This window comes from Georgenia thermotolerans (assembly GCF_009193185.1).
GTDB lineage: Bacteria > Actinomycetota > Actinomycetes > Actinomycetales > Actinomycetaceae > Georgenia > Georgenia thermotolerans.
Genome location: NZ_VUKF01000002.1, coordinates 26,099 through 40,024 on the forward strand (window position 1 = coordinate 26,099; position 13,926 = coordinate 40,024).

Annotated in this window: 12 protein-coding genes; 6 read left to right on the forward strand and 6 right to left on the reverse strand. The window is 74.4% G+C overall.

Annotated elements, in window-relative coordinates; genetic code table 11:
* The first annotated feature begins 1 nt into the window (after position 1).
* A complete protein-coding gene (locus GD970_RS01230) occupies positions 2–979 on the forward strand; it encodes a LacI family DNA-binding transcriptional regulator (RefSeq protein WP_170297226.1) in 978 nt (325 codons plus the stop codon).
* 45 nt (positions 980–1,024) lie between these two features.
* Here GD970_RS01230 and GD970_RS01235 read toward each other — a convergent pair whose 3' ends face one another.
* The 5 genes from GD970_RS01235 to GD970_RS01255 are packed head-to-tail and all read right to left on the reverse strand — an operon-like array spanning position 1,025 to position 6,162.
* Positions 1,025–1,870 (reverse strand): sugar phosphate isomerase/epimerase family protein, encoded by an 846-nt coding sequence (locus tag GD970_RS01235; RefSeq protein ID WP_152199817.1) that lies wholly within the window; start codon positions 1,868–1,870, stop codon positions 1,025–1,027.
* Positions 1,870–3,066, reverse strand: a complete 1,197-nt coding sequence (locus tag GD970_RS01240) for a DUF993 family protein (protein ID WP_226925047.1) — start codon at positions 3,064–3,066, stop codon at positions 1,870–1,872. The genes GD970_RS01235 and GD970_RS01240 overlap by 1 nt, the downstream gene beginning before the upstream one ends.
* A gap of 12 nt (positions 3,067–3,078) precedes the next feature.
* On the reverse strand, positions 3,079–3,816 hold the full coding sequence (locus GD970_RS01245; RefSeq protein ID WP_152199820.1) for an SDR family NAD(P)-dependent oxidoreductase: 738 nt from the start codon (positions 3,814–3,816) through the stop codon (positions 3,079–3,081).
* The gene (locus GD970_RS01250) at positions 3,813–4,595 is read right to left on the reverse strand and encodes an enoyl-CoA hydratase/isomerase family protein (protein WP_152199822.1); all 783 of its coding nucleotides are present in this window, start codon (positions 4,593–4,595) and stop codon (positions 3,813–3,815) included. The genes GD970_RS01245 and GD970_RS01250 overlap by 4 nt, the downstream gene beginning before the upstream one ends.
* A 13-nt stretch (positions 4,596–4,608) precedes the next feature.
* Positions 4,609–6,162, reverse strand: coding sequence for an acyl CoA:acetate/3-ketoacid CoA transferase (locus GD970_RS01255; RefSeq protein ID WP_152199824.1), 1,554 nt, complete (start codon positions 6,160–6,162; stop codon positions 4,609–4,611).
* A 249-nt stretch (positions 6,163–6,411) separates the two neighbouring features.
* On the opposite strand from GD970_RS01255, the gene GD970_RS01260 reads away from it, so the two are divergent.
* From GD970_RS01260 to nhaA, 4 genes are all read left to right on the forward strand, one after another.
* Entirely contained in the window at positions 6,412–7,626 is a 1,215-nt protein-coding gene (locus tag GD970_RS01260) for a glycerate kinase (protein ID WP_226925048.1), read from the forward strand.
* 42 nt (positions 7,627–7,668) lie between these two features.
* Positions 7,669–8,151 (forward strand): heme-degrading domain-containing protein, encoded by a 483-nt coding sequence (locus GD970_RS01265; protein WP_152199829.1) that lies wholly within the window; start codon positions 7,669–7,671, stop codon positions 8,149–8,151.
* Between the two features lie 44 nt (positions 8,152–8,195).
* Positions 8,196–8,663, forward strand: a complete 468-nt coding sequence (locus GD970_RS01270) for a MarR family winged helix-turn-helix transcriptional regulator (protein ID WP_152199832.1) — start codon at positions 8,196–8,198, stop codon at positions 8,661–8,663.
* Between the two features lie 167 nt (positions 8,664–8,830).
* Positions 8,831–10,114 carry a Na+/H+ antiporter NhaA gene (gene nhaA, locus GD970_RS01275; RefSeq protein ID WP_226925050.1) on the forward strand — a complete coding sequence of 428 codons (1,284 nt, stop codon included), beginning with the start codon at positions 8,831–8,833 and terminating at the stop codon, positions 10,112–10,114.
* A gap of 89 nt (positions 10,115–10,203) precedes the next feature.
* On the opposite strand, the gene GD970_RS01280 is transcribed toward nhaA, so the two are convergent.
* The gene (locus tag GD970_RS01280) at positions 10,204–10,656 is read right to left on the reverse strand and encodes a Dps family protein (RefSeq protein WP_152199837.1); all 453 of its coding nucleotides are present in this window, start codon (positions 10,654–10,656) and stop codon (positions 10,204–10,206) included.
* A 265-nt stretch (positions 10,657–10,921) separates the two neighbouring features.
* Here GD970_RS01280 and GD970_RS01285 point away from each other — a divergent pair, with 265 nt between their 5' ends.
* The gene (locus tag GD970_RS01285) at positions 10,922–13,885 is read left to right on the forward strand and encodes a leucine--tRNA ligase (RefSeq protein ID WP_152199839.1); all 2,964 of its coding nucleotides are present in this window, start codon (positions 10,922–10,924) and stop codon (positions 13,883–13,885) included.
* Positions 13,886–13,926 lie beyond the last annotated feature (41 nt).

Consider the following 13,926-nt stretch of genomic DNA (forward strand, 5'->3'; position numbering starts at 1 on the left):
GGTGACCGCACGGTCGGTCGCCCGGGAGGCCGGCGTGTCGGTGGCCACCGTCAGCCGGGTGATGGCCGGCAGCGAGAAGGTCACCGCCGAGCGCCGCACGCAGGTCCTCGCCGCCGCCGAGCGGCTGGGCTACCGGCCCAACGCCATGGCCCGGAGCCTGGCCACGGGCCGCTCACGGTCCGTCGGGGTCGTCGTGCCGAACCTGTCGAACCCCTACTTCTACGACGTCATCCGCGGCATCGGCCGGGCCAGCGCGGAGGACGGCTACCGGATGGTCGTCACCGACTCGATGGAGGACCCGGCCGCGGAGCGGGCGCTCGTCGACGACCTCATGCGGTACGTCGACGCGCTGGTGCTCGTGGGCCCCCGCGAGGACCACGAGCTGCTCGACGAGCTCGCCGGCGAGACCAAGCCCGTGGTGATGCTCATCGGGCCGCGCTGGGTCACGCCGCTGCCCGACGTCACCGTGGACAACCTGGGCGGGATGCAGGCCGTCTACCGCCACCTCGCCGAGCTGGGGCACCGCACGGTCGCCTACCTCTCGGGCCCGCCGGCGTCAGCCCAGAACGCGGTGCGCCTGCGCGCCGTGGCCGAGGCGGAGCGGCTGGGCATGACCGTCACGGTGGTCCCGGCCGGCGGGACCATCGATGCGGGCCTGGACGCCACGGACGCCGCCCTGGAGCACCGGCCGACGGCGATCGTGGGCTTCAACGACCTCGTCGCGCTGGGCGCGCTGCACCGGCTCGAGCAGCTGGGCATCCGCGTGCCGGAGGACGTGTCGCTGACCGGGTTCGACGACATCGTGTTCAGCGCCTACTCCTCGCCGCGGCTGACCACCGTGCGCACCCCGCGCGAGGAGCTGGGCCGGGAGGGCTGGAGGCTGCTGCACGGGAGGATGGGCGGCGCGCCGGTGGCCTCGCCGGCCCCGCTGCCCGCCCAGCTGGTGGTGAGGGACTCCACCGCTCCACCGCCCCGCTGACCTGCTGACCTGCCGGCCCGCCGGGCGGTCCGGCAGGTCAGCGGGTCAGTGGGCGGTGTCGGGGGCGGGGAGGCGGGCCCAGCGGTCGGCGACGAGGTCGACGACGTCCACGGGGTTCTCGGCCCACCAGCGGTCGGAGAGCACCTCGATCTCGAACAGGCCGGTGTAGCCGTGACGGCGGGCCATCCCGATGGTGCCGGTCAGGTCGATGCACCCGTCGCCGATCATCCCGCGGCTCGACAGGTGCCCGCCGAGGGGCAGCACCCAGTCGGACAGGTGCACCCCCAGCACCCGCTCGCCCGCGCGGGCGAGCTCCCGTTCCAGGGCGTGGTCGAACCAGCAGTGGTAGATGTCGACGACGAGGCCGAGGGCGTCGTCGTCGAGCTCGTCGATGACGTCGTTCGCCTGCTCCAGGGAGCACACCACGCTCCGGTCGGCCGCCATCATCGGGTGCAGCGGCTCCAGGCCGAGCCGCACCCCGGCGCCACGGGCGTGGTCCAGGCAGGCGGCGAGCCCCTCGGCCACGTGCCGTCGCGCGTCGGCCAGGGTGACGCCGTCGGCGCGGGTGGGGGAGGGCAGGCCCCCGGGCAGCACGACCAGCGTGGGCGCACCGATCGCGGCGGCGACGTCGATCGCCTCTTTCGTCGCGTCCACCGCACGGCGCCGCTCGCCGGCGTCGTCGGCGGGGAAGAAACCCCCACGGCACACGCTGCTCACCGCGAGGCCGGAGTCGGCGATCATCCGCGCCGCGGCCTCCGGCCCCACCGGCGCGATGGTCTCCAGCCAGGGCGCGACGCCGCCGAAGCCGCGGGCCCGGGCCCGGGCGAGCAGGTCCGCGAGCGGCAGGTCCTTGACCGTCCACGCGTTGAGGCTCGCCTGTGCCAGCTCCATCAGGCCCCCTCGATCCCGAGGGCGGCGAGCCAGCGGCGCACCACGTGGGCCGTGCGCTCGGGGTCGACGAGGATCCGCGCCTGCCCGGCGAGCTCGACCAGGCGGGCCAGGTGCAGCACGGAGCGGCCCGCCTCCAGGCCGCCGAGCATGCGCGGGTGGCCCTGGTAGCCCTGGAGGTAGGAGACGAAGGCGACCCCCGTCTTGTAGTAGCTGGTCGGGGCGGCGAAGACGTGACGGGAGAGCTCGACGGTCGGGCCGAGAAGCTCGCGGTAGCCGGCCTCGTCACCCACGTCGAGGCGGCGGAGCGCCGCGGCGGCGGTCGGGGCGCACAGCGCGAAGGCGCCGAGCAGCGCGTCGCTGTGACCCTGCTCGTCCCCGGCGATGAGGTCGAGGTAGTTGTAGTCGTCCCCGGTCAGCACGCGCACGCCGTCCGGGAGCGCCCGGCGCATCGCGATCTCGCGGTCGGCGTCGAGGAGGGACATCTTGATGCCGGCGACCTTCCCGGCGCTGTCGGCGATGACGGCGCGGACCACCTCGGTGGCGGCGTCGAGCGAGCCTCCGCCCCAGTAGCCGCGCAGCTGCGCATCGAACGCCGCGCCGAGCCAGTGCAGCACGACGGGCCGCCGCGCGGACGCCAGCACCGTCCCGTACACGGCCGCGTAGTCCTCCGGCCCCCGCGCCGCCCGGGCGAGCTCGCGGCTGCACATGAGCACGGCGGTACCGCCGCGGGACTCCACGAAGTCCAGCTGCTCGAGGTAGGCGTCGGTGACGGCGGCGAGATCCGCCGGCCCGGTGAGCTGGTCGGTGGCCACGCCGACGACGACGCGCCCGTCCGGGCTGCCGTAGAGCTCGGTGCACCGGGCGAGGGAGGCCTCGACGAGCGTCTGGACGTCCGGCCAGGTGATGCCCATCCCGCGCTGCGCGGTGTCCATCGCCTCGGCGACGCCGAGCCCGGTGGCCCAGACCCGCTCGCGGACGGCGAGCGTGGCGGGCCAGTCCACCTGCCCCGGCGCGGCCGGCGTGGCACTGGTCAGCGGGTCGGCGACGACGTGGGCGGCCGCATAGGCCACCCGGGAGCGCGGCGGGGCGCCTCGCTCCGCCCCCTCCGGGGCGGGCAGCAGCTCGACCTCGGCGAGCGTGCCGTCCGGGCGCGGCAGGGCCACGGTCGTGGCCCGCCTCAGGCTGGTGGTAGTCACCGTGTCTCCTTCTCAGACCAGGGCGTAGCCGCCGTCGACGGGCAGCGTGTGCCCGGTGACGAAGCCGGCGGCGTCGGACAGCAGGAACAGGGCGGGTCCGGTCACGTCCGCGGGCCGGCCGAAGCGGCCCATGGGCGTGCGCGCGAGGATCCGGTCGTGGTTCTCGGGCCGGGCGAGCATCTCGGCGGTCATCTCGGTGACGATGTACCCCGGTGCGATGGCGTTGATCCGCGGCCCGGTGCCGCCCAGCTCGGCGGCCAGGCCGCGGACGAGGTGGGACAGGGCCGCCTTGACCGAGCCGTAGGGCACGATCCCGGGCACGGCGCGGTCCGCGGACATCGAGGAGATGGCGAGGACGCTGCCCGGGCGGTCGTCGGTGCCGCGCTGGAGGGCGCCGACCAGCGCCCGGACGGTGCGGTAGAAGGACGAGAGGTTCACGTCGAGCAGCCGGGCCCAGTCGGCCTCGGCGATGTCGACCGCCGCGGTGCGCACCTGGATGCCGGCCGCGACGACGAGGTGGTCCAGGCCGCGGCCGTCCAGCCACGCCGTCAGCTCGCCGGGGAAGTCCGGCGCCGCGACGTCGGCCTGCAGGGCGGCCTGGGAGACGGCCGCCGCGACGTCCGTGACAGCCGGGTTGCGGTCGACGAACAGCACCTCGGCGCCCGCTCCGGCGAGGGCCTGGGCGATGTCGCGTCCGATGCCGCTCGCCGCGCCGGTGACGATGGCGGTGCGCCCGGCGAACTCGCTCATCGGGCGGCCGCCTTCGCGGCCGCCCGCGCCGCCTTGGCGGCGAGGAAGTCGGCCATCCGGCCGGCGAACTCCTCGCCGGGGAGGGTGTGCTCGCTGAGCTCGGTGAGCGCGGCGGCGGAGGCCTCCACGCCATCGGCGAGCAGCTCACGGTTGAGCCAGCGCTTGGAGCGGGCGACGGCGTCCGGGGCGCCCGCGGCGATGCCGGCCAGGACACGGGCGAGCGTCGGCTCGAGCTCGTCGGCGCCGACCGCGTAGGTGGCCAGGCCGAGCTCCTTGGCCTCGGCGTGGCCGATGACGTCGCCCGCCAGCGCCAGGCGGGCGCCGAGCCGGCGGCTCGAGGCGGCGGGCATGGCGCCGAAGTAGACGGTGGCCCACACGCCGATCTTCGTCTCCGGGAGCCCGAACGTGGCGTCGGGGCCGGCGATGACGATGTCGCTCCAGGTCACGAGCTCCACCCCGCCGCCCAGCGCCGAGCCCTCGACGACCGAGACGACCGGGAGGGGGGAGGCGGCGATGGCGCGGAAGGTCGGCAGCATGCCGGTGACGAAGTAGTCGACGCCGGCCTGCGGGGTGTCCAGGGCGCGCATGGCGTCGATGTCGTTGCCGGCGCAGAACGACCGGGCGTCCCCGCGCAGCACGATCGCGCGGTTGGCCGGGTTCTCGGCGGCCCGCTCGACGGCCTCGCGCAGCGCCGTCCAGGCGGCGAGGTCCATGGAGTTGCGCTTGGCGGGCCGGTCGAACTGGACGACGACGTGGTCGTCGTGCTGGGTGGTGATCATGGTTCTCTCCTCCTCACGCCACGGGCGCGAGCTGGTCGGTGGTGGCGAGCGGGGCGAAGCAGGCGGCGGGCATCGGGGCGACGGCCCGGACGAGGGGCCGGAAGTCGAGGTGGGCGAGGATGTCGCGCTCGATGTCGATCCCGGGGGCCACCTCGATGAGCTCCAGGCCGTCGGCGGTGAGCTGGAACACGCACCGCTCCGTGACGTACAGCGCGCGGCGGCCCTGGGCGGCGGCGTAGGGGCCGGCGTAGGTGACCTCCTCGACCTCGGGCACGAACTTGGCCACCTGGCCCTCCTGGTCGATGACCAGCCGACCGTCCTCGAGGTGGACGCGCAGGCCCTTGGCCGTGAAGGAGCCGCAGAAGACGGCGGTGCGGGCGTTCTGGCTGATGTCCACGAACCCGCCGGGTCCCATGACCTTGCCGCCGAAGGCGGAGACGTTCACGTTGCCGTGCCGGTCGGTCTGGGCCATGCCCAGGCAGGTGACATCGATGAGGCCGCCGGCGAAGATGTCGAACTGGACGGCCGAGCTGACCCGGGCGCTGGGCCCCGTGGCCATCCCGAACAGGTCACCGAGCTCGGGCACCCCGTTGTACAGGCCCTGCTCGACGGCGAGCTGCACCGTGCCCAGGCGCCCCTCCTCGCGCAGCACCTTCCCGACGTCCGCGCTCATGCCGAAGCCGAGGTTGAGCACGTCGCCCGCCCCGACCTCCATGGCGGCCCGGCGCGCCACCACCGCCCGGATCGGGTCGGTGATGCCCGCGGGCCCCTCGAGGCTCGCGGGGGCGACGGGTGCGAACAGTGCCGGGTCCTCCTCACAGACGTAGGTCTGGGTCTGCTCCGGCACCACCACCACGTAGTCGACGAGCGCCCCGGGCAGGAAGACCCGCCGGGGGTCGATCCGCTCCACCCGCCGCTTGACCTGGACGATGACCACGCCGCCGTTGCCGCGCGCAGCCTGGGCGGCCTCGAGGGCGTCGAGGATGGCGGGCTCGGCGTCAGCCCCGATGTTGCCCTGGTCGTCCACCTCGGTGCCGCGCACGATGGCGACGTCGACCTGGAGCGGCTTGTAGCGCAGGAACTCCTCGCCGTCGAGCTCGAGGACCTCGACGAGCTCCTCGGTGGCGGCACCGTTGGCGCGACAGCCCTTCAGACGCGGGTCGGCGAAGGTGTGCAGTCCCGTCCGGGTGATGTAGCCGGGCCGGCGGGCGCCGGACTCGCGGTACAGGTGGGTGATCACCCCGGCGGGCATGACGTACGCCGCGATCTTCTCCTCGGCGGCGAGCTGCATCATCGAGGCGGACCAGGTCCAGTGCCCGCCGATGACCTTGCGGACCATGCCCTCGTGCGCGAAGCCGTTGACGCCGCGGGAGCCGCGGTCGCCCACGCCGAGGGCGTGGACGAGGGTGAGGTCGCGCGGCGAGGCGCCGTCCAGGAAGCGCCGCTCGACCGCGGCGATGACCGCCGTGGGTTCGAGCATGCCGCCGCCGTTGGCCGCCAGGGCGACCGTCGCGCCGTCGCGCACGTGCGCGGCCGCTTCCTCCGCGGTGAGGAACTGCACCGTCATCGTTGACCTCCGTCGTGTTGGGCTACGGCGCATGTAACCGGATACATCCGCGAGAGGCAACCGGCCGCACGACGTCCCACGCCGCCGTCCTCGGGCGACGCCACCGCGCTGACCTGCGGCGATACGGTCTCCGACGGGACGGGGACGTGCCGCAGAGGGGGTGCCCGGTTGCCGTCTGTTGCCCCCGGGGCCCCTGCCGCACGGTCGGTGAGGCGCCGGTGCGGGCACCGCCACGGCTAGGGTGTGGCCGTGCTCGCAGCCCAGCCCCTCTCCGTGCTCGTCGCCCCCGACTCCTTCAAGGGCTCGGCCAGCGCCGAGGAGGTCTGCGCGGCGGTCGCCGCCGGCGTCCGCGGGGTCTGCCCGGACGCCCGGGTGACCACGGTGCCGATGGCGGACGGGGGCGAGGGCAGCCTCGACGCCCTCATGGCCGCCTGGCACGTGCGGCCCACCGAGGTGACCACCGTCGACGCCCTGGGCCGGCCCTGCACCGCGCGCCTGGGCCTGGCCCCCGGCGGCCGGACCGCCGTGGTCGAGCTGGCGGAGGCGTCCGGGCTGCCACGCGTGAGCGACCGGCCGCCCGCGCCGCTCGACGCTCACACGGTCGGGGCCGGCGAGCTCGCCCGCGCCGCGCTCGACGCGGGGGCCGAGGAGGTGCTCGTGCTGGTGGGAGGCTCGGCCAGCACGGACGGCGGCACCGGCATCCTCCACGCCCTGGGCGTCCGCTTCCGGGACGCCGCGGGCGAGGCCGTCCGGCCGGGCGGCCGGCACCTGGCACGCATCGCGACCGTCGACGTCACCGGGCTGCACCCGCGGGCGCGGGCCGTGCGCTGGCGCATCGCCGTCGACGTCGACAACCCGCTGACCGGCCCGCGCGGGGCGGCCGCCGTCTTCGGCCCGCAGAAGGGCGCTGACCGCGACGACGTGGCCGCGCTGGAGCGTGGCCTGCAGAGCTACGCGCGTGTCCTCGCCACCGCGGCCGGGTGCGAGCCCACGAGCCTCACCACGCTTCCCGGCGGGGGAGCCGCCGGAGGCGTACCGGTCGGCCTGCACGCCCTGCTCGGCGCCGAGCTGGCGCCGGGCTCCCGCCTGGTGGCCGACGCCGTCGGCCTGGCCGAGGCGATGACCGGTGCGGACCTCGTGATCACCGGCGAGGGGGCGTGCGACGACCAGTCCCTCCACGGCAAGGTCGTCGACCTCGTCGCGACCACGGCCCGTGGCCTGCCGCGCCCGCCCGCGGTCGTCGTCCTCGCCGGGGCGGTGCGGGTGGGCCAGGACGAGCTGGCCGGGCACGGCGTCGCCGCGGCGCTCTCGATCGCTCCGGGGCCCGCCACGCTCGCCGAGCTCACCGGCCGGACGGCGGAGCTGCTGGCGGAGCGGGCCGGGGCGGTGACCGGTCTGTACCTCGCCGGTCGGGCCGCCGCGCAGCGCACGGTCGAACCGGCCGCCGTCCCGCCCGGGGACTGAGGTCCCGGGGGAGAGCTGGTGGCCTGCGTAGACTCCCCGCCCATGACCACCGCCACCACCGAGCTCTACGAGCGCATCCTCGCCGACGAGGCCGAGATCGTCTTCCCGTCCTTCGACCGGCAGGACGCCTGGGAGCTGGGCTGCCAGATGCGCGCGGCCGCGCTCGCCCGGTCCCTGCCGATCGTCATCGGCATCGTGCTCGGCCAGCAGCAGGTGTTCCGCTCGGCGCTGGACGGTTCGAGCGCGGACAACGACGCCTGGCTCGCGCGGAAGACCGCCGTCGTCCTGCGGTACGGGCGCAGCTCGATGGGCGTGGGGGAGCTGTTCCGGGTCCAGGGCCGCGTCTTCGAACGTGACAGCCGCCTGGACCCGGACGCCTTCGCCGCCCACGGCGGCGTGTTCCCGGTGCAGGTGGCCGGCACCGGCGTCGTGGGGGCGGTGGGCGTGTCCGGCCTTCCTCAGGCGGAGGACCATGCCTTCGTCGTCGGTCAGCTCCGCGAGTTCCTCGCGGCCCGCCGCCGCTAGCGCCGGTACACCGCCCGGGGCGGCGGGGCCCGTAGGGTGTGCCCATGGAGAAGGCCCAGGTCACCGCGCCCGCCACGGCCACCGGCCGGCTGGCCGCGGAGGCGTGGGAGTCCCTCTTCCGCACCCAGGTCGCCCTCATGCGCCGGTTCGAGAACGACGGCGACTTCGCCCCGCTGCGCCCGCGCGAGTACGACGTGCTCTTCACCCTCAGCCGCGCCGAGGGCCGGCGGCTGCGGCTGCGCGACCTCAACGACCAGGTCTTCATGAGCCAGCCCAGCCTCAGCCGGATGGTCGACCGGCTCGAGCGGCGGGGCCTGGTCGCCCGCGAGCCGGCGCCCGACGACGCCCGCGGGATCCTCGTCGGCCTCACCGAGGACGGGCTCGCCCTGCAGAAGCAGGTGGGCCGCCAGCACGTGCGCAGCATCGCGCGCTACGTGGGCGGCGCGCTGGACGAGGACGAGCTGCGCACGCTGCTGGCGCTGACCTCGAAGCTGCGGGCCTACCGGCCCTGACTCACGCCCCGCCCGAGGGGCGGCGCGCCGAGCGCCGCCGCACACGGGGTGTGGCACCGATCTCGGGTGCCGGCCCTGCCACCGGGGCAGCACCGTCCCGTATGCTGGGGGCAGGTGAGCCGGGAAGTCTGGTCGGCACTGCTGCCGCCGACCCCAGGAGCCCCTTCGTGACCCAGCCGCGTGAGCACCACCACGTCCCGACCACCCACCCGCGTCGCGGCCTCGCCGTGCGCCTGCAGGACGAGCGCTTCTCCGGCCTGCTCCTGCTCGTGGCCGCCGTCCTCGCGCTGGTGTGGGCCAACTCGCCGTGGCGGGAGAGCTACTTCGCCCTCGCCGGCACGGTGATCGGCCCCGCCGCCCTCCACCTCGACCTGCCGGTCTCCGCCTGGGCCGCGGACGGGCTGCTCGCCATCTTCTTCTTCGTCGTCGGCCTCGAGCTCAAGACCGAGTTCGTCACAGGCTCCCTGCGCAAGCTGAACGAGGCGCTGCTGCCCATGCTCGCCGCCGTCCTCGGCATGGCCGGCCCGGCGATCATCTACACCCTCGTCCAGGTCGGCACCGGCTCCGGCGCGACCGCGGGCTGGGCCATCCCCACGGCCACGGACATCGCCTTCGCCCTGGCGCTCCTGGGCATCTTCGGCAAGGGCCTGCCGCCCGCGCTGCGGGTGTTCCTCATGACCCTCGCGGTCGTCGACGACCTGCTCGCCATCACCGTCATCGCGATCTTCTACACCGAGGAGATCCACCTGCTGCCGCTGCTCGGGGCGCTGGCGCTCGTCGCCGTCTTCGCGCTGCTCGTGCGGCGACGCGTGAGCGCCTGGTGGGTGCTGGTCCCGCTCGGCCTCCTCGCGTGGGGGCTCATGCACGCCTCGGGCGTGCACGCCACGGTGGCGGGGGTGCTGCTCGGGCTGAGCGTTCCCGCCCGCGCCGGCCGGGGCGAGCACGACGCCATGACCCACCGGTTCGTCACCCGCGTGCAGCCGTGGTCGGCCGGCGTGGTGCTGCCGGTGTTCGCCTTCTTCGCGGCCGGCGTCTCCGTGGTCGACTCCGGCGGCATCGGCGAGGTGCTCTCCGACCCCATCGCGCTCGGCGTCATGGCCGGCCTCGTGTTCGGCAAGACGCTCGGCATCTGGGGCGGCGTGGCGGTGCTGGTGAAGACCACCCGCCTGCGCCTGGGCAACGGCGTGGACCTGGCCGACCTGCTCGGGGTCGCGATGCTCGCCGGGATCGGCTTCACCGTCTCCCTGCTCATCGCCGACCTCTCGTTCGGCGGAACCGATGCCGGCAGCTCGGCGAAGCTCGCCGTGATCGTCGGCTCCGTGATCGCCGCCCTCCTTGGTGGCATCACGCTCCGGCTGCGCGCCCGGGTCCGGGTCCGGGGTGCCGGTGCCCGCCGGGCGGGCGTCGGGCCCCGGCGTCGCGCCGTGCCCGCGGGTGCGCGGCGCCCGTAGTCCTCGTCCGCGCGCCGGCACGGCGTGGCCGGCCCGCACGAGGGCGGGCCGGCCGGCGCTGAGGGCGGGGCGGCCGCCGCTGAGCCCGCTCAGTCGCTGGTGCTGGCCCGGAGCATCCAGGCCTGCTTCTCCAGGCCGCGGGCTATGCCGATGAGCAGGTCGGCGCTGAGGGGGTCGGTCTCGTCGAGCTCGTCCAGGCGCTCCTTCATCCGGTCGGCCGCGCCCTGCAGCCGCTCCTCGAACATCCGGATGACCTTGTCGTCGGCCAGCGGGCCGCCGTCGAGCTGCGGCAGGCCCGAGCCCTCGGCCACGGCGGCGGCCCGGCCGTCCGGGGTGCCGCCGACCGCGACGAGCCGCTCGGCGACCTCGTCGGACCCGGCGCGCACCTCGGCGATGATCTCGTCGAGCTGGAGGTGCACCGAGCGGAAGCGCGGGCCGTGGAGGTTCCAGTGCGCCTGCTTGCCCTGCAGGGCGAGGTCGACCAGGTCGACGAGCGCCTGCTGCAGGCTCGTCTCGACGATGGCGGGCAGCGTCTTGGGCATGGACATGCTCCTTCCTGCCCCGGAACGGGGCCACGATGGGGTCCCTCTCACCCTAGGTAGCCCCTTGCGGCGCCGCCCGTCGAGCCGCTCACCGGGGCCGGCGGGGCGCTGCGATAGCCTTGGACCATGACGGCCGCGGTGCTCCTTACGCAGCCGCGCTGACACCAGCGGGCGCCCCCGGCGCCGCACCAGCGCGGCTCACCTCCCTGTCGGGAGGTTTTCTCATGTCCGGAGCCCCGAGCATCACTGAGCAGGAAGAGCACCCATGAGCACGCACGACGACGCCACCACCACCGAAGAGCGCGTCACCGCCCAGGAAACCGGCTACCGCTACACGGCGGCCCTGGCGAACGAGATCGAGCGGACCTGGCAGGAGCGGTGGGAGGAGCGCGGCACCTTCTGGGCCGACAACCCCGCCGGCGACCTGGCCACCGGCACCGAGGTCCCGGCCGAGAAGTTCTACCTGCTCGACATGTTCCCCTACCCCTCCGGCAAGGGCCTCCACGTCGGCCACCCCCTGGGCTACATCGCCACCGACGTCGTCGGCCGCTACCAGCGCATGAAGGGCAAGAACGTCCTGCACGCCCTGGGCTACGACGCCTTCGGCCTGCCGGCCGAGCAGTACGCCGTCCAGACGGGCCAGCACCCTCGGATCACCACCGAGGAGAACATCGCCAACATGCGCTCCCAGCTGCGCCGGCTGGGGCTGGGCCACGACTCGCGCCGCACCTTCGCCACCACGGACCCGGAGTTCGTGAGGTGGACGCAGTGGATCTTCCTGCAGATCTTCAACTCCTTCTACGACGCCGACGCCGAGCGCCCCGACGGCGGCCGCGGCCGGGCCCGCCCGATCGCCGAGCTCGAGGCCGAGCTGGCCGCCGGCACCCGGCCCACCCCCGACGGGCGGGCGTGGGCCGAGCTGAGCGCCGACGAGCGCCGCCAGGTCATCGACGACCAGCGCCTGGCCTACATCTCCGAGGCGCCCGTCAACTGGTGCCCGGGCCTGGGCACGGTGCTGGCCAACGAGGAGGTCACCTCCGAGGGGCGCTCCGAGCGGGGGAACTTCCCGGTCTTCAAGCGGAACCTGCGCCAGTGGATGCTGCGCATCACCGCCTACGCCGACCGCCTCGTCGACGACCTCGACACCATCGACTGGCCCGAGAAGGTCCGCTCGATGCAGCGCAACTGGATCGGCCGGTCCACCGGCGCGCACGTCGACTTCGTCGTCGACGGCGTCGCCGAGCCGCTGACCGTCTTCACCACCCGCCCGGACACCCTGTTCGGCGCGACGTTCATGGTCGTCTCCCCGGAGCACCCGCTGATCAACGGCACAGGCGACGGCGACGTCGTTCCGTCCTCCTGGCCGGAGGGCACCAAGGAGGCGTGGACCGGCGGGGCGGCCACCCCCGCCGAGGCGGTGCGCGCCTACCAGGCGGCCGCCGCTGCCAAGACCGACGCCGAGCGCCAGGACGAGGGCCGCACCAAGACCGGCGTGTTCACCGGCCTGTTCGCCACCAACCCGGTCAACGGCAGCGCCGTCCCGGTGTTCACCGCCGACTACGTGCTCATGGGCTACGGCACCGGCGCCATCATGGCCGTGCCGGCCGAGGACGAGCGCGACTACGAGTTCGCCCAGGTCTACGACCTGCCGGTCGTGCGCACCGTCCAGCCCCCGGAGGGCTTCGAGGGCGGGGCGTTCACCGGTGAGGGCCCGACCATCAACTCCGCCAACGACGAGATCTCCCTCGACGGCATGGGCATGGAGGAGGCCAAGACCACCATCACCGCCTGGCTCGAAGGCAAGGGGGTGGGCCGCGGCGCGACCACCTACCGGCTGCGCGACTGGCTCTTCTCCCGCCAGCGCTACTGGGGCGAGCCGTTCCCGGTGGTCTACGACGAGCAGGGCCGCGTGCACGCGCTGCCCGACTCCATGCTGCCGGTGGACCTGCCCGAGGTGCCGGACTACTCCCCGCGCACCTTCGACGCCGACGACGCCGAGTCCTCCCCGGAACCGCCGCTGGGCCGGGTGCCCGAGTGGGTCGAGGTGGAGCTGGACCTGGGCGACGGGGTGAGGACCTACCACCGCGACACCAACACCATGCCGAACTGGGCCGGGTCGTCCTGGTACGAGCTGCGCTACCTCGACCCGCACAACGACGCCGCCCTGGTCGACCCGGAGAACGAGCGGTACTGGATGGGCCCGCGCCCGGCCACCACGCTGCCGGACGGCACCGCGGTGCCCGCGAACGTCTCCGGCGGCGCGGACCTGTACGTCGGCGGCGTCGAGCACGCCGTGCTGCACCTGCTCTACGCCCGCTTCTGGCACAAGGTGCTCTACGACCTGGGCTACATCTCCAGCTCCGAGCCCTTCCACAAGCTCTTCAACCAGGGCTACATCCAGGCCTACGCCTTCGCCGACGCCCGCGGCCAGTACGTGCCTGCGGATGAGGTCGAAGAAGTCACGGACGGCGCCGGCAGTGCTTCAGGTGAGCCCACGTACACCTGGCAGGGCCAGGAGGTCTTCCGTGAGTACGGGAAGATGGGCAAGTCGCTGAAGAACATCGTCACCCCCGACGAGATGTACGCGTCCTACGGCGCCGACACCTTCCGCGTCTACGAGATGTCCATGGGCCCGCTGGACGTCTCCCGCCCCTGGGAGACCCGCGCCGTCGTCGGCTCCCAGCGGTTCCTCCAGCGGCTGTGGCGCAACGTCGTCGACGAGCACACCGGCGAGACGACGGTGGTGGACGCGCCCGCCGACCTCGCGACCCGCAAGCTCGTCGCCCGCACGGTCGCCGAGGTGGAGACGGAGATGTCGGCGATGCGGGTCAACACCGCCATCGCCCGCATGATCGTGCTCAACAACCACCTCACGTCGCTGGCGCAGGTGCCGCGCGAGGCCGTCGAGCCGCTCGTGCTCATGGTCGCGCCCGTCGCCCCGCACATCGCCGAGGAGCTGTGGTCCCGCCTGGGACACCCCGAGTCCCTGGCCAAGGAGCCGTTCCCGACGGCGGACCCGGCCCTGCTCGTCGAGGACACCGTCACCTGCGTCGTGCAGGTGGCGGGGAAGGTCCGCGACCGCCTCGAGGTGCCGGCCTCCATCGGGGAGGACGACCTCAAGGCGATGGCCCTGGACTCCGCCGCCGTGCAGCGGACCCTCGGTGACAAGGGGGTGCGCACGGTGATCGTGCGCGCGCCCAAGCTCGTCAACATCGTCCCGGCGAAGTAGGCCCCGCCCGCCGGCGGCCAGGCTGCCATTCCGGCCGTCGC

Bases quoted from the DNA above. Each gene is read 5' to 3' on its own strand.
- GD970_RS01235 (WP_152199817.1), bottom strand. From the start codon at position 1,870: ATGGAGCTGGCACAGGCGAGCCTCAACGCGTGGACGGTCAAGGACCTG.
- GD970_RS01245 (WP_152199820.1), bottom strand. From the start codon at position 3,816: ATGAGCGAGTTCGCCGGGCGCACCGCCATCGTCACCGGCGCGGCGAGC.
- GD970_RS01250 (WP_152199822.1), bottom strand. From the start codon at position 4,595: ATGATCACCACCCAGCACGACGACCACGTCGTCGTCCAGTTCGACCGG.
- GD970_RS01255 (WP_152199824.1), bottom strand. From the start codon at position 6,162: ATGACGGTGCAGTTCCTCACCGCGGAGGAAGCGGCCGCGCACGTGCGC.
- GD970_RS01265 (WP_152199829.1), top strand. From the start codon at position 7,669: ATGACCACCGCCACCACCGAGCTCTACGAGCGCATCCTCGCCGACGAG.
- GD970_RS01270 (WP_152199832.1), top strand. From the start codon at position 8,196: ATGGAGAAGGCCCAGGTCACCGCGCCCGCCACGGCCACCGGCCGGCTG.
- GD970_RS01280 (WP_152199837.1), bottom strand. From the start codon at position 10,656: ATGCCCAAGACGCTGCCCGCCATCGTCGAGACGAGCCTGCAGCAGGCG.
- GD970_RS01285 (WP_152199839.1), top strand. From the start codon at position 10,922: ATGAGCACGCACGACGACGCCACCACCACCGAAGAGCGCGTCACCGCC.